Here is an 18,940-nt window from a genome sequence, read left to right as displayed (position 1 = left end):
ATGATCGTCTTCTATCTGCAGATCAAGCTCGTTCACATCGCCGCGGTGCTCGCCAGCGGCGGCCTGTTCGCATTGCGCGGCGCACTGGTGTTGGGCGGCGTTCGCTGGGCGATGGCGGCACCGATCCGCTACCTCAGCTACACCATTGACACGACGCTGCTGACCGCGGCCTTGATGCTGCTGACCGCACTCAAGCTCAACCCGTTCGTAGTGCCCTGGCTGTCGGTGAAACTGGCCCTGCTGGTGGTCTACGTGGTGCTGGGCAGCCTGGCGCTCAAGCGCGCCCGCAGTCAGCGCGCACGCGCGCTCTATTACGTCGCGGCGCTGGCGACGTTCGGCTTCATGTACTACGTGGCCAGGGCGCATCATCCGCTGGGCATCCTGCAGGGCATCGCCGCGTGACCTCGGCGGCCATCCATCCCTGCTTCCTTGGCCCCTACGGCGAGAATGATGCCCTGATGGAAAAACTCGTGGTCGAGTTCCTTCGCGACCACGTGTATTGGCGCCGCAACTTCCATCCCGAGGATCCGCCGGCGATCCCGACCGATGCGGCCAGCGAGCCGGCGTTCCGCGACTTCGAAGCGCGCATGCGCCGCGAGCTGCATTCCCTGTCGGCCTCGCTCAAGCGCTCGGTGCCCTTCCACAGCCCGCGCTACATCGGCCACATGGTGTCGGACCTGTTGCTGCCGGGCATGCTGGCGCAGTTCCTCACCCTGCCCTACAACCCCAACAACGTCAGCCTGGACGCCGCGCCGGTCACCATCGACCTGGAGCTCAAGGCCGGGCTGCAGCTGGCCAGGATGCTGGGCTACGTGGACGACCCGACGCGCCCGGACTGCGCTTTCGGCCACCTGACCTCGGGTGGCACCTTGGCCAACTTCCAGTCCTTGCGCCTGGCGCTGGCGCTGAAGTCATTCCCGGTGGCGATGCGGGCGGTTTCGCCACCCGGGCTGGATGTTCCGGAAGATGACTGGACCGCGTTCAACCTTTCCCCCGCGGCCAGCGTGGACCTGCTGGAACGCTGGACCGCCTGGCTGGCCCACTGCCCGGCACCCCAGCGCAAGCAGTGGCGGCTGCGGCTGGTAGCCGAACGCATGGAAACACTGGGTATCGCCGATTTCCTGGCGCGCCATCCGCAGCTGCGGTCACCGCGGGTGCTGGCGCCGGTAACCGCGCACTACTCCTGGTCCAAGGGCATGAAACTGATGGGCCTGGGCCGCGCCCAGCTGGAACTGCTGCCCGAGCGCGGCATGCGTACCGATGTCGACGCGCTGGAGGACGCGCTGGCGCGATGCGAGCGCGAGCGCCAGCCGGTGCTGATGGTGGTGGGCGTACTGGGCAGCACCGAATTCGGCACCATCGACCCGATCCATGAACTCGTTGCGGCGCGCGATCGCTGGGCGGCGCGCGGACTCGGCTTCAGCATGCATGTGGATGCGGCCTGGGGCGGCTACCTGGCGACCCTGTTCCGCGAGCCCGATGGCCGGCTGCGCCCCTTGGCCGACATGCGCGAGGAGTACCGTGACTTCCCGGCACCCGAGGTGCATGCCGCGGTCGGGGCGCTGGGACAGGCCGACTCGATCACGGTCGACCCGCACAAGCTTGGCTACATTCCCTACGGAGCCGGCGCCTTCCTGTGCCGTGACCAGCGGGCCATGGCCTTGCTGGCCGAAGACGCGGACTACGTTTTCACGCCGGGCCAGGACGGCGACTACTTCCAGCGTTTCCGCCAGCTTGGCCGCTACATTCCCGAGGGTTCGAAACCTGGCGCCGCGGCGGCGGCGGTTTACGTCACCCACCGCGTGCTGCCGCTGGACCACGAGAACTTCGGCCAGCTGCCGCGCGAATCCATCCTGGCCACCGAAGCCTTCCGCACGGCCGCGACCCGCTTCGCGGCGCGGCTGCAGGACCGCGTGACCTGCCGCGTTCCGTTCGAACCCGACAGCAACCTGATCTGCCTGGCGCTCAACCCCGTTGGCAACCGCGACGTCGCCACCATGAACCGGTTCGTGCGCAGCCTGCACCAGGACCTGTGCTACGACCCGCGCCAGCCGCTGCAGTCGCGCGAGTTCTTTGGCTCGATGACCACGCTGCGCCCGGAGGTTCTGGGCGAGGAAGAAACCCGGCAGATACTGGATTCGCTCGAGCTGGACCCCGGCACGCTGGATGTCGGCGGCGACGACGACGACCGCCTGGTGATCCTGCGCCATACCCTGATGAATCCCTTCCTGCTCGACACCGGCAACGGCATCAGCTACCTGGAAATGTATTTCGAGCATCTCGAGCGCCGTGCCATGACGCTGCTGGCGGCGGCATGAACAGCGCACCGGGGCGTCGTTGGCTGCACGCCGCGCTGGCCGAACTGGCCCAGGAAAGCGCGGACGCGGTAGACACCCACCTGCTGCGGATCGACCTGCCCGAATTTCCCGACATCCGCTTCTACTTCAAGGACGAAGCGGCCCACGCCACCGGCAGCCTCAAGCACCGTTTGGCGCGCTCGCTCTATCTGTACGCCCTGTGCAATGGCCGACTAAACGAGGGCCAGGGCGCGATCGACGCATCGTCCGGCAGCACTGCGATTTCCGAGGCCTGGTTTGCACGCCTGCTGGGCCTTCGCTTCATCGCCGTGATGCCCGGCTGCACAGCGCCGGGAAAAGTCCGCCTGATCCGCTCGCTCGGCGCCGACTGCGTGCTGGTGCCGCACGGCGTAGACGCCAGCCTCATCGCCCAAGAGCGCGCCGAGCGCGAAGGCCTGTGCTACCTCGACCAGTTCGGACTGGCCGAACGCGCGACCGACTGGCGCGGCAACAACAACATCGCCGAATCCATCCTCGACCAGATGGCCGCCAACCAGGACCCGGCGCCGACCTGGATCGTGTGTGGTGCCGGCACCGGCGGCACCTCGGCCACGGTGGGCCGCTACCTGCGCTATCGCCGGCTGGACACCCGGGTTTGCGTGGCGGAGCCGAGCGGCGGGGCATTTGCGACCGGTTGGCACAGTCGTGACTCCAAGGCCACGGCACGGATGCCGACGAAGATCGAAGGCATCGGCCGGCCGCGGGTTGAGCCAGGCTTCCTGTTCGACGTCGTTGATCGGGTCGAGGAGATTGATGACGCCGAATCCATCGCCGCGGCCTGGCGCCTCGAGTCGCTGATCGGCCAGCGCTACGGCGGCAGCTCGGGCACCAATCTCGTGGCCTGCCTGCGGCTGGCGCGCGAACTGCGCGCGGCCGGCGAGGCTGGCAGCATCGTCAGCCTGCTGTGCGACCGCGGCGACCGCTACGACGAAACCCTGTTCGACCGCCGCTGGCTTGCCGACCACGGCATTGACCTGGACGCCGGCCTGGCGCGCATCACGGCACTGGAAGCGAGGTGAGCCACCACGACCTGCGGTCCTTCCTGGCTACGCTGTCGCGGCACGGACAGCTTCAACAGGTTGACGCACCGGTCAATCCGGACCTTGAGAGTACGGCCCTGTGCCGCCTGGCGCTTCGCAAGGCGGGCCCCGCCCTGCTCATGACCCAGCCGGTGGATTCCCGCCATGCGCTGCTGGGCAATTTGTTCGGCCATCGGAGCCGGATCGAGCTCGCGCTGGGCGGCCGCCCGCTGGCCTCCCTGCGCGAGCTTGGCGAACTGCTGGCCTCGGTGAAGGAGCCACGCTGGCCATCGAACCTTCGTCAGGCCCTGTCGAGCTGGCCGGAGCTTGCGCAGCTGGCGCACGTGGCGCCAAAACAGGTGCATGACGCGGCGTTCGACGACGTGGTGCTGGAGGGCGACGATATCGATCTTGGCGCGCTGCCCATCCAGCGCTGCTGGCCGGATGATGTTGGCCGGCTGATAACGTTCGGACTCGTGGTCACGCGCGGCACCCGCCAACCCCGCCAAAACGTCGCCATCTACCGGCAGCAGCTGATTGGACGCAATCGCGTGATCATGCGCTGGCTGCCGCACCGCGGCGGCGCGCTCGATTTCGCCGACTTCCAGGCCGCCCATCCGGGCAAACCCTTCCCCGTGCTGGTGGCGATCGGTGCCGACCCGGCCACCATGCTGGCTGCGGTGGCGCCGGTTCCCGACACCCTGTCCGAATACGAGTTCGCCGGTCTGCTGCGCGGCGCCCGCACCCGAATTTGGCGCAGCGCGCTGACCGGACTGGACGCACCCGCCGGCAGTGAAATCCTGATGGAAGGATTCATCGAGCCGGGCGACCAGGCCCTCGAGGGTCCGTTCGGCGACCACACCGGCTACTACAACGCCCAGGGCCAGTTCCCGGTGCTGACGGTGAAGCGGCTGCGCATGCGCCGCGACGCGATCTACCACGGCAGCTACATGGGCCGGGCACCCGAGGACGAACCTTCGGTGCTGTCGTCGGCGCTGAACGAGATCTTCGTGCCGATCCTGCGAAAGGTATTTCCCGAAGTCGTCGACTTCTACCTGCCGCCCGAGGCTTGTTCCTACCGCATCGCCGTCGTCAGCATCCGCAAGCAATACCCGGGGCACGCTCGCCGCATGATGATGGGCGTGTGGTCCTATCTGCGACAGTTCACCTATACCAAGTTCGTGATCGTCACCGACGAGGATATCGACGTGCGCGACTGGTCGCAGGTGCTGTGGGCGCTGTCGACGCGCGTGGACCCGGCGCGCGACAGCCTGTTGGTGACCGACACGCCGATCGACTATCTCGATTTTTCCAGCCCGGTGCCCAACCTGGGATCAAAGTTGGGCTTGGATGCGACGCGCAAGTGGCCGGGGGAAACGAGCCGGCCCTGGAGTGCGCCGATCGTGCCCGACCCGGCCGCCGAGCGTCAGGCGGAAGCGCTGTGGTCCTCGCTCCAGTCAGCGTCTTCAAATAGCGCGGGATAGCGGGTCAGCACCGCCTCCAGATCGGCCAGCGCCGCCGGGTCGAACTCACCGGCCGACAGTTTCTTGCTCGAGTCCAGCACGCGGGCCAGCAGCGGATGCAGCGCGGCATCGGGCTCGGGCGCCAGCTTGCAGCGCGCGAACATGTCCAGAACGGCGGCCTCTAGCTCGGCGGCGATGGCCTGGACTTGCCCGGAATCAAGATGGCCGTGGCCACCGTGCGCAAGCGACTGGGTGGCACGGCGCACGCGACGCATGCCTTCGCGCAGGGGCGCATCCGACGCCCAGCGAATCGCGGGCAGCGGGGCCGTGTCGTGTCCGTCCGGCAAGAGGTGGTCGGCGTGGGCATCCGGCGCGCCGTGTTCGGCGTGTTCGGCCTGGGCAGCGTGGTCCTGGACCGGTGGTTCAGCCCCGTCGGGGTTCGTGCCGGCCAGGGCCGGCGCGGCCAACAGCAAGGCGAACAGGGCATGAGGCAGATAGGCATTCATCGGATTCTCCTTTACAGCAGCGGCCCGCGGCCGTCGCAGGCACCATCTTGGACCGACACCGTCGCCGGGTAACTGACTCAGGTCAATGACGACCGCAACCGTGGTAGGCCAGCATGCCCCGTCCCCCGCCCATGGAGTGCGCGATGCAACTGGTATGTCCCGCCGGCAACCTGCCGGCCCTGCGCGCGGCGGTGGACGCCGGCGCCAACGCCGTCTACGCCGGATTCCGCGACCAGACCAATGCCCGCGCCTTTCCGGGCCTGAACTTCGACGAAGCCGAACTGCGCACCGGCATCGCCTACGCCCATGAACGCGGGTGCCAGGTCTACCTGGCCCTCAACACCTACCCGGAAACCGCGCGCCTGCGGGTCTGGCAGGCGGCCGTGGACCAGGCGGCGGAACTGGGTTGCGATGCCATCATCGCCGCCGAGATGGCGGTGCTCGAACACGCCATGCGCGAACATCCCAAGCTGGCGAGACACCTGTCCGTGCAGGGTTCAGCCACCACGGCGCCGGCGCTGCGCTACATGCATGAACGCTTCGGCATCAGCCGCGCGGTGCTGCCGCGGGTACTTTCGCTGCAGCAGGTCGAGCGGCTTTGCTCGGTCTCGCCGGTGCCTCTGGAAGTGTTCGCCTTCGGCAGTCTCTGCATCATGGTGGAAGGCCGCTGCCAGCTGTCGAGCTATGTCACCGGGGCCTCCCCGAACCGGCATGGCGTGTGTTCCCCGGCGCGTTTCGTGCGCTGGGAAGAGCACGCCGACGGCCAGCGCGGCGTGCGTCTCAACGGCATGCTGATGGACCGCTACCTCCCCGGCGAGCCAGCGGCCTACCCCACGGTCTGCAAGGGTCGCTTCGACGTGGGCGGCGAAATCTTCCATGCGCTCGAAGAGCCAACCAGCCTGAACACTCTGGCGCTGCTGCCGCAGCTGGCCCAGGCCGGCGTCGCAGCGCTCAAGATCGAAGGCCGCCAGCGCGGCGTCGCCTATGTCAACGCGGTCACGCGCACCTGGCGCGAGGCGATCGATCGCCATCGCGCCGATCCGGCCGCCTGGACGCCGCGACCGGACTGGCAGCGCGCGCTTTCCGCCCACGCCGAAGGACACCAGACCACTCTCGGCCCCTACCATCGTGCCTGGCATTGAACCCATGAAGATCAGTCTCGGACCGCTGCAGTATTTCTGGCCACGCGAGCGCACGCTCGCCTTCTATCGCGAAGCCGCCCACTGGCCGGTGGACGTGATCTATCTGGGCGAGACGGTCTGCAGCAAGCGGCGCGAACTCGGCACCCGCGACTGGATCGCGCTGGCCGAAGAACTGGCCGGCGAAGGCCGCGAGGTCGTGCTGTCTAGCCTGGCGCTGGTCGAAGCCGAATCCGAGCTCAACGCCGTGATGCGAATGCTCGACCACGGGCGCTTCCTGATAGAGGCCAACGACCTGACCACGGTGCAGCTGTGCCGCGAGCGCGGGCTTCCTTTCGTGGCCGGACCGACCCTGAACGTTTACAACCATCGGGCCTTGGCGATGCTGGCCGAGGACGGCATGACCCGATGGGTCCCCGGCGTGGAACAGGGCTGGCAACTGCTCGACGACCTGTTGACGGCCTGCCGGGCCGAAGGCGCCACGCCCCCGGAGCTGGAGGTGATCGCCTGGGGTCGGCTGCCGCTGTCGTACTCGGCGCGCTGTTTCACCGCGCGCGCCCTCGACGTCGCCAAGGACGCCTGCGGTTTCCGCTGTATCGAGCATCCCGACGGCCTGCCGCTGGCGACGCGCGAGGGCGAACCCTTCCTGCGAATCAACGGCGTCCAGATCCAGGGCGAAGAGATCACCGATCTCGGCCCTGAACTGCCCGCGCTGCGTGCGCTGGGCGTGGGCCTACTGCGGCTTTATCCGCAGGCCGAGGGCATGCGCGAGGTGGTCGAGCACTTCGATCGGGCGCGGCAATCGGCGCTGCCGCCCCCGCGCCTGGGCGCGGTGAACGGCTACTGGCTGGGCCATCCCGGCAAGCCGGGCCTGCCGACGGGCTAGTCCTCAGCCGCGGTAGCGGCCGAACACCAGGCTGGCATTGGTGCCGCCAAAGCCAAAGCTGTTCGACATCACGGTGTCGAGCACGGCGTCGCGGCTTTGGCGCACGATCGGGAAGCCTTCGGCCTGTGGGTCCAGGGTGTCGATGTTGGCCGAGCCGGCGATGAACCCGTCACGCATCATCAGCAGGCAGTAAATCGCCTCGTGCACGCTGGCGGCCCCCAGGGAATGTCCGGAAAGCGCCTTGGTAGAAGACAGCGGCGGCACCCTGTCGCCAAAGGCCGCGCGGATCGCGCCCAGCTCGACCAGGTCGCCGAGCGGTGTCGAGGTGCCGTGGGTGTTGAGGTAGTCAATCGGCGCATCCACGCCTTCCAGGGCCATGCGCATGCAGCGCACCGCGCCTTCGCCGGAGGGGGCGACCATGTCGGCGCCGTCGGAGCTGATGCCATAGCCTTCGAGCACCGCGTGGATCCTGGCGCCCCGGGCGCGCGCGTGCTCGTAGTCCTCGAGCACCAGCATGCCGCCGCCGCCAGCGATGACGAAGCCGTCGCGACCCGCGTCGTAAGGCCGCGAAGCCGCCGCCGGCGAATCGTTGTGGTGGGTGGACAGCGCGCCCATCGCGTCGAACTGCAGACTCATCGTCCAGTGCAGCTCTTCGCCGCCGCCGGCGAACATGATGTCCTGCCTTCCGGCGCGAATCAGGTCGGCGGCGGCGCCGATGCAGTGCGCCGACGTGGCGCAAGCCGCACTAATTGAATAGCTCGCGCCCTGGATGCCAAAGGCCGTGGCCAGGTTCGCCGACACGGTCGAGCACATCGTCCTGGGCACCATGTACGGACCGACCTTGCGCACGCCGCGCGCGCGCATCAGGTCAGCCGCCTCGACCTGCCACTGCGCCGAACCGCCGCCGGAGCCAGCGAACAGGCCCGTGCGCGGGCTGCGAACCTGCGCATCGTCGAGACCCGCGTCGGCGATGGCCGACTGCATCGCCACGTGCGCATAGGCGGCGGCGTCACCCATGAAGCGCAACACCTTGCGGTCGATGCGCGCTGCCAGGTCGATCTCGGGCGCGCCGCCGATCTGGCTGCGCATGCCGTGTTCGGCGGCGTCGGGCAGATGGCGGATGCCAGCGCGTCCTTCGCGCAGCGCCGATGACACCGTATCGAGCTCATTGCCCAGGCAGGACACGATGCCCATGCCGGTGATCGCTACCTTGCGCATGCTTACATTCCCTCGGTGGAAGTGAACAGACCCACGCGCAGTTCCTCGGCGGTGTAGATCTCGCGACCGTCAACCAGGGTGCGGCCGTCCGCGATCACCAGGCTCAGGCGACCGCGCACCACGCGACGGATATCGATTTCGTAGCTGACGAGCTTCGCCGTCGGCAGCACCTGCCCGGTGAACTTGACCTTGCCGACGCCCAAGGCGCGCCCGCGACCGGGCTCGCCCAGCCACGGCAGGTAGAAACCCGCGAGCTGCCACATCGCGTCCAGCCCGAGGCAGCCGGGCATCACCGGATCGTCGGTGAAATGGCAGGCAAAGAACCACAGGTCCGGACGGATATCGAGTTCAGCGCGGATGACGCCCTTGTCGTGGCGTCCACCCTCGCTGCTGATGTGCGTGATGCGGTCAAACATCAGCATGGGATCGCTGGGAAGTCGCGCGCCGTCGGCGCCGAACATCGCGCCGCTCGCACAGTCCAGCAACTGGCTTCGATCGAAGGAGTGGATGTTGGAAAGGGATGCGTTCATGACGTCCTTCCTGAAACGAAAGCAGGATTCTTTCATTAGTTGGCGACACTGTCGCTGACTAACAAGAGCATTTTTACCGTACGCCGGCGTAGCGATTCGCTACCGCATGGATTCAACGGCAAGCGTTCCATCCCGCTGGAAAACGCGCATGAGCGCGCCGCCAAGGCACGGCGATCACGAAGAAAAGAATCCTCAGGCCACGCCCGCACCCTGTTTCATCCCGGGTGCGCGTCCCGCGCCTCGCGCGCCAGCCGGGCGCCACGATTGAGCAGGATGCGTATGCCCAGCGGCACCGATTCCCAAGGCAGGCGATCGAGCATATTGCGCGCGGTCAGGCCCAACTCGGTGTCGCCTGTCAGCTCGAGCCGACGCTGGAAGAACAATGTGTCTGCGTCCTCAAGCCGGCTGGCCAACAGCATCAGATCGGTGGCACTGCCACGCACGGTGGCTTCGGCCGGCTCACGGGTGGCCCGCAGGCGACCGTCCTGCAGTTCCAGCACCCAGCCCACGCCGAGGTCATGGACCTCGATGCCCAATCGACGGCCCGCCATGAAGTCGAGCTGACCTTCGGCCAAAGGCGCCGCCAAAAGGTGGGCCACGGCGGGGGCCAGCCATTGGCCCGGCCAGGCCGGCGGCAGCCGGCGCAGCAGCATGGCCCAGCGGGACGGCGGCGGGATGGCGCGCAAGAGCAGCCGCGGAAGCAGGGGGGGACTGGATTCGGTGAAGGTCATGGCGGGCATCAGCTTGCCCGGCGCAGTGCCTTCAGCGCCTTGATCCCGGTCAGGTGCAAGCCCCTGCAGGCGACAGCCATCGGCGATCACCAGCGTCATTTGCGCCTGCGCCAGCGCCGGCGGCAATCCCAGTCGGCGCGCCAGCGACTGACTGCGCGCCAGTATCCGTTGCTCGCGGCCGGCGTCGCGCACCGGCAGGCCGCCGCGCTGCTTGGCGCGCGCGGCCGCGGCGACCAGGCGGCGCCGTCCCGCCAGGCACATCAGAAGAGCGTCATCGAAAGCGTCAATACCGAGACGAAGCCGCGCCAGCCAACGAGTGTCCTGTTCCATGCCTGTCTCCGGATGGCCGCGTCAGCGCGGCGCGAGCCTGATGGCGTAGGCCCGCACACTGCGGGCCAGTTCAAACTGGGTTCGGGCCAGGGCCAGGTAGGCGGCCAGCAACATCAGTCCCGCCAGCGCACCCCAGGCGGGCACGGTTCGCAGGAAGCGGCCGGGATGGGCGGCGGCCGGCGCGTGTTCAAGCGCAAGCTGGACCATCTTCGCTCCACACAAGGACGGCGCAGCCGCCGTCTTCATGGTCAGAGACGGAATAGCCCAGGCGCCGGGCCTTGAGTATCTCCAGCAGCGGCAGCGGTCGCATCGGGGTCAGCAAGCGCAGCACCGCGCCGGCCGCCAAGGCTTCGATCAGTGGCTCAGGGGCGGGAAGCCCGCGCAGGTCCAGGAGGTTCGCAGCATGCTCGTCCATGCCGCCATTTCACCGCCTGGCCAGCGGCTGCGCCCTGATCCCGATCAACCCGACTCAGAATTCCAGCCGCAGCCCCAGGCTCGCACCCCGGCCCGGGCGGCTGTAGAAATCGATGTCGTCGGCACCGGCGGCAAGGCCGCGCAGCGTGGACCAGTCCCAATAGCGCCGGTCGGCCAGGTTGTGCAGGCTCAGGTTCAGCCGCAGTTGGTCGCCGATGGCGAGCCAGGCGTTGGCATCCCAGCTCGAATAGCCCGGCGGCAGGTACAGGGCGCCGGCCGTCTGGTCGGCGCGATCAACGCCGCGCACGCCGGTCAGGCGCAGTTCGCTGCCCCAGCGGCCGTCCGGTGCATCGTAGCCGGCGGCCAGGCTGGCCCGGCCCGGTGGCACCGAGTTCAAGGGCTGGTCGCGCGCCGTGTCGTCGCCGCGCGACCAGGCGGCGGAAAGATCCACGTACCAGCCCGGCGCCGACGGCAGCCAGCCGTCGAGGTACCAGCGCGCCTCGAGCTCGGCGCCGCGGATGCGGGCGCGGTCGCGGTTGATGGACTGGAACACCAGCTGGCCCGCGTCGTTGCGGCCCAGGTTGGCGCGCGATTCGATCAGGTCCTCGAAGCGATTCTCGTACACCGCCACGCTGGCCTGCAGCACGTCGCCGGCCCAACGCAGGCCCAGCTCGTAGCCGTCGCTGGTCTCCGGGCGCAGCGCGGGATTGGGCAGCGCGATGTAGTTGAACGCCGGCAGGTTCAGGCCGATGTTGACGTCGCCAAAGGGCGGTGCCCGGTAGCCGCGCGCGTACTGGGCGTAAACGCCAAGCCGTTCGCCGCTCCAGCGCAGGCCCAGCTTGGGCGTTACCCGACTCGAATCCAGCGACACCGGCACGACTGCGGGGTTGTCTTCGCGCCAGATGGGGTCGGGGCGCGCGTCGAGCTGGTAGTGCTCCCAGCGCAGGCCGGGCACCAGGGCCCAGGCGCCGGCGAAGCGGATCTCGTCCTGCCAGAACAGGCCCAGCTCGGTCGCGCGCGTGTTCGGGAAATCGCGCAGCGGGAACACTTCGCCAATAATCACCGGCGTGCTGGCGCCGGTCGCCAGGTTAGTTTCGAGGCCATCACGCAGGCCTTCGAACTCGTGGCGGGCGATGTCCACGCCGAATACCTGCCAGTGCTCGAAACCGCCGGCTTCACCCCGCCACTGCGCCGTGAGCTCGAGCCCGGTGCTTACCTGCTCAAAGATGAAGCCGCGCTCGCGGCGGGACGCAAACGGGGTGGCGCGATCGGCCAGCCGGAACTGGTCGCTCCACTGCTCACTGCGGCTGGACTGCCGGTAAACCAGCGCCCGCACCGGGCCCAGCGGACCCACCGCATCCCACTCACTGGCCAGGCTGATCCGGTCGCGCCGGTAGCGATCGTCCGCCAGCAGCGCATAGGTGGTGGCGAAACGCCCAGGCCCGAACAGCTGGGACTGCACGTCGGTCTGGCGCTCGCCCCGGCCCTGTTCCAGGGTCGCGGTCCAGCGCCCGGCTTCGCCGGCGTCGAAGCCGAACTTTGCCAGCGCGGTTTCACTGCTGAAATCAGCCGGGTTGGCGGCATCTTCGGCGGTGCGCGCATTGTTCTGTGTTTCCTGTCCCTGACGACGGCCAAGCGCGAGCAGCGCGGTGACACGCGCGTCCCCGCTGCGCGCTACCGCCCGCGCCGACAGCCAGCGCGAATCATCGCGGCTGGCGGCCCCGGTCCGCAGCGACCACAGCAGGCGCTGGTCATCGCTGCGCCAGTTTGCATCGGCCGCGTCGGGCGTCCAGAACGCCACCACGCCCGCCAGCGCCTTGCTGCCGTACAGCGTGGAGGCAGGCCCCCGCAGCACCTCGACCCGGTCCACGACCCCCAACTCAACCAGATCCCGCCCCGCCAACGCGAACTGCCCTACTCCGAAACCGTCGGCCAAGGGGATGCCGTCGAGCTCGACGCTCACCCGGTTGCCATCCAGGCCGCGCAGATTGAAACCCAGGGCACCAAACCGATTCGGATCCGAGGCCACCTCCATGCCGGGCACCAGGCGCGCGAGGTCATCAAGTGTCTGAACGCCGCGCTGCTCGATCTGCTCGCGGTCCACCCGGGTGATCGTGCCCACCACCTGGCGGATCGGCTCGGCGGTGCGGCTGCCGACTACCACCACGGCGTCCAACACCTTCACAGGGGCCGGATCGGGCTCGGGCCCCGGCGACAGCGCGACCGCGAGCGCCAGGGAAATCGGGGTGAAGATCATCGTGCACTCCAAAAGACTCATGGCCACGGTACGCCAGGCAGGCCAGGCCGGGGATTGACGCTAGTCAAAGCCCGGCGCGCCGAAGGGCGAGAACCTAGCCCGGCTTGATTCATGTCAGGGGAATGACCAGGCGGGCAGCTCAAGCTGACGCCCAACGTGGCGTAGCCACCCTCCACCAGCCAACCACGAAGGGGATATATCCGATGAAACGATCCGTGCTCAGTACCTCCATGGCCGTCGCGCTGGCGCTCGTCGCCGGTGGACTTGCCGCCTACGCCTACGCCGCCGAGCCCGGCGGAGACCAGGTCAACGAACGCCCGGTCAAGTCCGAAGCCGAGGCCGGCGAAGCCGGCTATCTGGCCAACTGCGCCGCCTGCCATCAGGCCAACGGCCAGGGCCTGGCCGGCGCTTTCCCGCCGCTCAAGGACTCGGACTGGATCGAGAAGGACCCGAACGCGGCGCTCAACGCCGTGCTCGCTGGCCTAAACGGCAAGATCACCGTCAATGGCCAGGAATACAACTCGGTCATGCCGGCGATGAGTCACCTCGGTGACGCCGATATCGCCGCCATCCTCAACCACGTGATGGACGAGCTCAACGATTCCGACGTGCGCTTCAGCGCGACCCAGGTCGCCACCGCCCGCAAGGGCGTCGCCGGTGCGACCGATCCGGCCCAGGGCCAGGCCCATCCGGGCACCTCGCAGGCCGATGCCGCCTACCAGGGCGCGCCGTCCACGCTGGCTGCCGCCGACATGAAGATGGTGCGCAGCCCCGGCGCCCCGGACATGACCGAGGAAGAGTTCGCGCAAGCGACCGACATCTTCTTCCAGCGCTGCGCGGGCTGCCACGGCGTGCTGCGCAAGGGTGCCACCGGCAAGCCGCTGACCCCGGACCTGACCCAGGCCCGAGGCACCGACTACCTCAAGGCCCTGATCAACTTCGGCTCGCCGGGCGGCATGCCCAACTTCGGCACCGGCGGCGAGCTCTCGGCCGACCAGGTCGACCTGATGGCGCGCTTCCTGCAGCACAGCCCGCCCAGCCCGCCGGAATGGGGCATGGCCGATATGCGCAACAGCTGGAAGATGATCGTGCCGGTGGAAGATCGCCCGACCCGGCAGATGAACAACTACGACCTCGGCAACGTCTTCTCGGTCACCCTGCGTGACTCGGGCGAGATCGCACTGATCGACGGCAGCTCGAAAGAAATCATCAACATCATCAAAACCGGCTACGCGGTCCACATCTCGCGTGTCTCGCACTCCGGCCGCTACATCTACACCATCGGTCGCGACGGCAAGATCGACCTGATCGACATGTGGATGCCGGTGCCGGGCCGCGTTGCCGAAATCAAGATCGGCCTCGAGGCGCGTTCGGTCGAGACCTCCAAGTACAAGGGCTACGAGGACAAGCTGGCGATCGCCGGCGCCTACTGGCCGCCGCAGTTCGTGATCATGGACGGCCCGACCCTGGAGCCGCTGAAGATCGTCTCGACCCGCGGCATGACCGTGGACACGCAGGAATACCATCCGGAGCCGCGCGTGGCCGCCATCGTCGGCAGCCATGAGCACCCGGAGTTCATCGTCAACGTCAAGGAAACCGGCCGCATCCTGCTGGTCAACTACAGCGACATCGACAACCTGCGCATCACCACCCTCGACGCCGCGCGCTTCCTGCACGACGGCGGCTGGGACGTAACCAAGCGCTACTTCCTCACCGCGGCCAACCAGAGCGACAAGATCGCGGTGGTGGATTCGCGGGAGCAGCGCATGGTCGGGCTGATCGACGTCGACAAGATCCCGCATCCGGGTCGCGGCGCGAACTTCGTGCATCCCACCTACGGTCCGGTCTGGGGCACCTCGGCACTGGGCAACGCCAACATCACCCTGATCGGCACCGATCCGGACAAGCATCCGGACAGCGCCTGGAAGGTGGTCGAAGTGCTTGAAGGCCAGGGCGGCGGCTCGCTCTTCATCAAGACCCATCCGAAGTCGCGCAATCTTTGGGTAGACACGCCGCTCAACCCCGATGCGGCGGTGTCGCAGAGCGTGGCGGTGTTCAATCTCGACGATCTCGATGCGGGCTTCGAGGTCTTGCCGATCGCGGAGTGGGCGAACCTGGGCGAAGGTCCCAAGCGCGTCGTGCAGCCGGAGTACAACGCGGCGGGCGACGAGGTCTGGTTCTCGGTCTGGAACGGCAAGGACCAGCGTTCGGCGATCGTGGTGGTGGACGACCGCACGCGCAAGCTCAAGGCGGTGCTGGACGATCCGCGCCTGATCACGCCGACGGGCAAGTTCAATGTCAACAACACGGTGAACGACGTCTACTGATCCGGCATGGGATCGTGTGACGTGAAAGGGCCCCGCACTGCGGGGCCCTTTTTTCTTGCCTCAATTCAGAGGCGTTCGTTTGCCCCTCTGCCGTCCGGGATTTAGGGCGCGTGGCGTCTGGAGCCCGTTGCATCTGGTGCCGTCGTCACCGCGGAAGCGAGGGTCACTTCCCACTCAGTGAAGCCTTTTATTTCGCGGGAAGTGACCCTCGCTTCCACGGCGCCGCCGGATCGTGGAGTTATGGTTTGCTGATCGGCGAGACGGTGAGATGTCCGCGCTTTGCTTGCGCCTGCGGCGGCACGCTCTCTCCCGCGGCAATTTTCTGCAAATCCGGCTTGGTTAACTCGTCACATGCGGTGATGTCGTGTGCCGCCTAGCGCGGCGCGTCCCTTCGGACACTTTTAGGTAAGGCCGGCGCAAGCGCGAGTGTGCGGACCAGTCCTACCTTTTCGGCCCTTCCGTGCCGGAAAAGCGTCTGCCTGGGGCAGATCCCCAGGATGGTCGGTGTTCGCAGGCCGGCAACAATCTTCCCAGGATCCGCTTTTCGAACCGGTGTACGGCTGCAGGCCGGGGCGACGGCACCCACACAGGATGCATCGCTGAAGTGGAGGGCAGGACGCCCGGAACGGCCGGCGTTTGCTGCCAGGGATGGCGCGAGCAAGACGCCGGGCAGCGATGCGTCCTGTGTGGGGGACGGCGCTGCGACACAGTTCCAGTGTGCGCAGCCGGCGCTGCGACACAGTGCCAGTGTGAGGCGGCGCTGCGACACCGTGTCAGTGTGCGCAGCCGCCGGTGATGCTTATTGCGGCCAGGCCCATTCAAGCTGCAGCCAAATCTTGCGGGTATCCCGCGCGTGGCCGTCGCTGCGGTAGTCGGCGAACTTGACCAGGCCGGTGATCCGGGCCGGCAGCGGGAAGGCCAGCGACGCGTTCCACTCCCGACCGTAGTCGAAGCTGCCCTTGGCCGACCGATAGTCGTGATAAGCGATCGTCCAACCGAGCTTGTCTTCCAGCCGACCGGTGCCGAACTTGCCGGCAACCGACAACTGCCGATCTTCCAGACCGTTGCCGGGCGTGACCAGGAACTTGTCGGCCCAGCCATTGAAGGCATGCAGCGTGGCCAACGGCGTCTGGAAAGCACGGGCGCCGTCGCCGCCGAGCTGCTCCCAGCCCAGCTTCCAGGTCAGCCCGGCCGCGACCAGCGAAGGTTCGATAAGGAAGTAGTCCACGTCGATGGCATTGGGATTGCTTGCGTGGTCACGCTGGTTGGCGGCTTCCAGCGCCCAACCAAACTTCATCGTCCCCGCGGGCCGCTGCCCCGTCCAACGCAGGCCGAGCGTGCGCGTCGAAGCCGCGGCAACATCTTCGTCCTCGTACCAATAGCCATAGCCCACCAGACTGCCGGCCGCGCCCTGCCAGGCCAGGTTGAGCAGGTGGCTGTCCAGCCGGCGTTCGCGCGCGAGTGGATCACGGGCTTCGTCGCCGAATACGCGATGCACGCGATCTAGCCAGCCGTAGCGAAGGACCAGTCCGTCGCGCAGGGTGGCGTCGGCAGCGAAGCCGTCGAAGGTCTGTTCGTTCTGGCGCCAGCCGACGTTGCCGACGAAGCGCTGGTTGTCCAGGACGATGCGCTGGCGACCGAGGGTGCCGCCACCACGCTCACCGCGCCAGCGAAGCCAGGCCTGGTTCACTTCCAGGGCGCGGGCGTCGGGCACCACCGGATACAGGGTCCTGCCGTTTGCGGTGGAGTTGAAGTCATCGCCGATCTCGGCGACGCCTTCGAGCTCGACGCCGGTTGAGAACCCGTGCGCGAGCCCATGGCTCCAGCCAAGCCGCAGGCGCAGCGTGTCCGCGGCGGCGTCGCGAGAGAAAGCGGCGTCGTCAACGGTTTCATGGCGATAGCGAAGGTTGGCGGTCAGGCCGTCTGCGGCGACCGGCAGGGCGACCTGCAGCGCGAGCAGGCCAAGGGCGAGGCGGATGCAGCGTTGAAGTTTCATGGCACGGTCCGTAACTGGCCCGGGTCGGGTCTTCACAATGCTGACAGTCATGCGGGCCCGCGCCCCTGAGGCAGATCAAGAAATGTGAAGGGAACGGGCGCTCTTCTCGGTTCACATCACTGTCACGGGAGTGCACAATGCCCCGACTTCGGGCCGCTTGACGTGCGTCAGTGAGATGGAATTGAAACCTGCAGACACTGCCTCCCGAATCGAACACATCAATATCTGACTGGAGTTACTCAATGAAGCGCCACCTGATCACCCTTGCGATTGCAGCGATGCTGCTGCTTCCGGGCTGCCGCGACAATCCCAACGCCGGGCTCGATGCCCGCGGCAAGCCCACGGCCACCGCCGATGTCGCCGATACGGGCGGCTCGCGCAAGGGCGACTTCGGCCCGCCCCAGGGCGAGCCGATCGAGGCCGTGCTGACCAGCCCGCCGCTGGTTCCGCCCGCGACGGGCCGCGACTACCCGGCCAAGGTGGTGGTGAACCTGGAAGTGCGCGAAGTCGACATGGAGATCTCGGAAGGCGTCACCTATACCTTCTGGACCTTCGGCGGCACCGTGCCCGGCAGCTTCATCCGCGTGCGCCAGGGCGACACGGTGGAGTTCCACCTCAACAACCACCCCGATTCGAAGATGCCGCACAACATCGACCTGCACGGCGTGACCGGACCGGGCGGCGGCGCCTCGTCCACCTTCACGGCGCCGGGCCACAGCTCGCAGTTCACCTTCAAGGCGCTCAATGCCGGCCTGTACGTCTACCACTGCGCCACTGCGCCGGTGGGCATGCACGTGGCCAACGGCATGTACGGCCTGATCCTGGTCGAGCCGCCGGAAGGCCTGCCGGCGGTGGACAAGGAGTTCTACGTCATGCAGGGCGACTTCTACACCACCACCAAGTACCGCGAGAAAGGCCATGCGCCCTTCGACATGCAGCGCGCGATCGACGAGAACGCCACCTACGTGCTGTTCAACGGCTCGGAAAGTGCGCTCACGGGCGACAACGCCCTGAAGGCGAACGTCGGTGAAAGCGTCCGCATGTACGTCGGCAACGGCGGCCCGAACCTGATCTCGAGCTTCCACGTGATCGGCGAGATCTTCGACAAGGTCTGGTTCGAAGGCGGCACGCGCTACCAGGAAAACGTGCAGACCACGCTGATCCCGGCCGGCGGCGCCGCCATGGCCGACTTCCACCTCGAAGTGCCGGGCAGCTACGTGCTGGTTGACCACTCGCTGTTCCGCGCTTTCAACAAGGGCGCCCTGGCGATCCTTAAGGTGGACGGCCCGGAAAACCCCGACATCTATTCCGGCAAGGAAGTCGACGAAACCTATCTCGGCGACAAGGCCGCCAGCATGGCGCCCGTGGCTGCTGCCGCGGCCTCCAACGAGGCCGGTACCCTGACCCTGGACGAGCAGGTCAAGGCGGGCGGCGCGCTGTTCGCGGGCACCTGCTCCACCTGCCACCAGCCGGACGGCAAGGGCCTGGCCGGCGTGTTCCCGCCGCTCGCCCAGTCCGACTATCTGGCCAAGGGCAATGCGGCGCTGATCGAGGTCGTGCTCAACGGCCTTAGCGGCCCGGTGACCGTCAACGGCCAGGACTACAACTCGGTGATGCCGCCGATGAGCCAGCTGACCGACGACGAGGTCGCCAACATCCTGACCTACACGCTCAACAGCTGGGGCAACACCGGCGGCCGCGTGAGCAAGGAAGAGGTCGCCACGGTTCGCGCCGGCACCGAGCGTTCGGAAGGCGCGGCGCACTGAC

At 67.6% G+C, this 18,940-nt stretch carries 16 protein-coding genes; 8 read left to right on the top strand and 8 right to left on the bottom strand.

Features of this window, described 5'->3' with window-relative positions:
- The 4 genes from ACYVGY_RS02235 to ACYVGY_RS02220 are packed head-to-tail and all read left to right on the top strand — an operon-like array spanning nucleotide 1 to nucleotide 4,860.
- Nucleotides 1-402, top strand: coding sequence for a SirB2 family protein (locus tag ACYVGY_RS02235; protein WP_460455854.1), 402 nt, complete (start codon nucleotides 1-3; stop codon nucleotides 400-402).
- Entirely contained in the window at nucleotides 399-2,318 is a 1,920-nt protein-coding gene (locus ACYVGY_RS02230) for a pyridoxal phosphate-dependent decarboxylase family protein (RefSeq protein WP_460455853.1), read from the top strand. The genes ACYVGY_RS02235 and ACYVGY_RS02230 overlap by 4 nt, the downstream gene beginning before the upstream one ends.
- On the top strand, nucleotides 2,315-3,376 hold the full coding sequence (locus ACYVGY_RS02225) for a PLP-dependent cysteine synthase family protein (RefSeq protein WP_460455852.1): 1,062 nt from the start codon (nucleotides 2,315-2,317) through the stop codon (nucleotides 3,374-3,376). The genes ACYVGY_RS02230 and ACYVGY_RS02225 overlap by 4 nt, the downstream gene beginning before the upstream one ends.
- Nucleotides 3,373-4,860 carry a UbiD family decarboxylase gene (locus ACYVGY_RS02220; RefSeq protein WP_460455851.1) on the top strand — a complete coding sequence of 496 codons (1,488 nt, stop codon included), beginning with the start codon at nucleotides 3,373-3,375 and terminating at the stop codon, nucleotides 4,858-4,860. The genes ACYVGY_RS02225 and ACYVGY_RS02220 overlap by 4 nt, the downstream gene beginning before the upstream one ends.
- Here the strand turns inward: ACYVGY_RS02220 and ACYVGY_RS02215 are convergent.
- Nucleotides 4,803-5,345, bottom strand: a complete 543-nt coding sequence (locus ACYVGY_RS02215) for a DnrO protein (RefSeq protein WP_460455850.1) — start codon at nucleotides 5,343-5,345, stop codon at nucleotides 4,803-4,805. The genes ACYVGY_RS02220 and ACYVGY_RS02215 overlap by 58 nt on opposite strands.
- 143 nt (nucleotides 5,346-5,488) lie before the next feature.
- Between ACYVGY_RS02215 and ubiU the strand changes: the two genes are divergently transcribed.
- The gene (gene ubiU / locus ACYVGY_RS02210) at nucleotides 5,489-6,487 is read left to right on the top strand and encodes a ubiquinone anaerobic biosynthesis protein UbiU (RefSeq protein WP_460455849.1); all 999 of its coding nucleotides are present in this window, start codon (nucleotides 5,489-5,491) and stop codon (nucleotides 6,485-6,487) included.
- Nucleotides 6,488-6,491: 4 nt separating this feature from the next.
- The gene (locus ACYVGY_RS02205) at nucleotides 6,492-7,370 is read left to right on the top strand and encodes a U32 family peptidase (RefSeq protein WP_460455848.1); all 879 of its coding nucleotides are present in this window, start codon (nucleotides 6,492-6,494) and stop codon (nucleotides 7,368-7,370) included.
- Between the two features lie 3 nt (nucleotides 7,371-7,373).
- Here ACYVGY_RS02205 and fabB read toward each other — a convergent pair whose 3' ends face one another.
- The 6 genes from fabB to ACYVGY_RS02175 all read right to left on the bottom strand — a co-directional run bounded on the left by fabB (nucleotide 7,374) and on the right by ACYVGY_RS02175 (nucleotide 12,850).
- Nucleotides 7,374-8,588, bottom strand: coding sequence for a beta-ketoacyl-ACP synthase I (gene fabB, locus ACYVGY_RS02200; RefSeq protein WP_460455847.1), 1,215 nt, complete (start codon nucleotides 8,586-8,588; stop codon nucleotides 7,374-7,376).
- 2 nt (nucleotides 8,589-8,590) lie between these two features.
- Nucleotides 8,591-9,118, bottom strand: a complete 528-nt coding sequence (gene fabA / locus ACYVGY_RS02195) for a 3-hydroxyacyl-[acyl-carrier-protein] dehydratase FabA (protein WP_460455846.1) — start codon at nucleotides 9,116-9,118, stop codon at nucleotides 8,591-8,593.
- 215 nt (nucleotides 9,119-9,333) lie between these two features.
- Nucleotides 9,334-10,179, bottom strand: coding sequence for a ubiquinone anaerobic biosynthesis accessory factor UbiT (ubiT, locus tag ACYVGY_RS02190; RefSeq protein ID WP_460455845.1), 846 nt, complete (start codon nucleotides 10,177-10,179; stop codon nucleotides 9,334-9,336).
- A 21-nt stretch (nucleotides 10,180-10,200) separates the two neighbouring features.
- Entirely contained in the window at nucleotides 10,201-10,386 is a 186-nt protein-coding gene (locus ACYVGY_RS02185) for a hypothetical protein (protein ID WP_460455844.1), read from the bottom strand.
- Nucleotides 10,367-10,594 carry a DUF2249 domain-containing protein gene (locus ACYVGY_RS02180; protein ID WP_460455843.1) on the bottom strand — a complete coding sequence of 76 codons (228 nt, stop codon included), beginning with the start codon at nucleotides 10,592-10,594 and terminating at the stop codon, nucleotides 10,367-10,369. The genes ACYVGY_RS02185 and ACYVGY_RS02180 overlap by 20 nt, the downstream gene beginning before the upstream one ends.
- A 54-nt stretch (nucleotides 10,595-10,648) precedes the next feature.
- Nucleotides 10,649-12,850 carry a TonB-dependent receptor domain-containing protein gene (locus ACYVGY_RS02175; RefSeq protein ID WP_460455842.1) on the bottom strand — a complete coding sequence of 734 codons (2,202 nt, stop codon included), beginning with the start codon at nucleotides 12,848-12,850 and terminating at the stop codon, nucleotides 10,649-10,651.
- A 203-nt stretch (nucleotides 12,851-13,053) separates the two neighbouring features.
- On the opposite strand from ACYVGY_RS02175, the gene ACYVGY_RS02170 reads away from it, so the two are divergent.
- Nucleotides 13,054-15,177 carry a cytochrome D1 domain-containing protein gene (locus ACYVGY_RS02170; protein WP_460455841.1) on the top strand — a complete coding sequence of 708 codons (2,124 nt, stop codon included), beginning with the start codon at nucleotides 13,054-13,056 and terminating at the stop codon, nucleotides 15,175-15,177.
- Nucleotides 15,178-15,976: 799 nt separating this feature from the next.
- Here ACYVGY_RS02170 and ACYVGY_RS02165 read toward each other — a convergent pair.
- The gene (locus ACYVGY_RS02165) at nucleotides 15,977-17,173 is read right to left on the bottom strand and encodes an alginate export family protein (RefSeq protein WP_460455840.1); all 1,197 of its coding nucleotides are present in this window, start codon (nucleotides 17,171-17,173) and stop codon (nucleotides 15,977-15,979) included.
- A 242-nt stretch (nucleotides 17,174-17,415) separates the two neighbouring features.
- Between ACYVGY_RS02165 and nirK the strand changes: the two genes are divergently transcribed.
- Nucleotides 17,416-18,939 carry a copper-containing nitrite reductase gene (gene nirK, locus ACYVGY_RS02160; RefSeq protein ID WP_460455839.1) on the top strand — a complete coding sequence of 508 codons (1,524 nt, stop codon included), beginning with the start codon at nucleotides 17,416-17,418 and terminating at the stop codon, nucleotides 18,937-18,939.
- Nucleotide 18,940: the final 1 nt, after the last annotated feature.

Source organism: Arenimonas alkanexedens, from assembly GCF_054781355.1.
The sequence above is the reverse complement of the archived record's forward strand: the minus strand, read 5'-3'. Positions and strand labels throughout refer to the sequence as shown.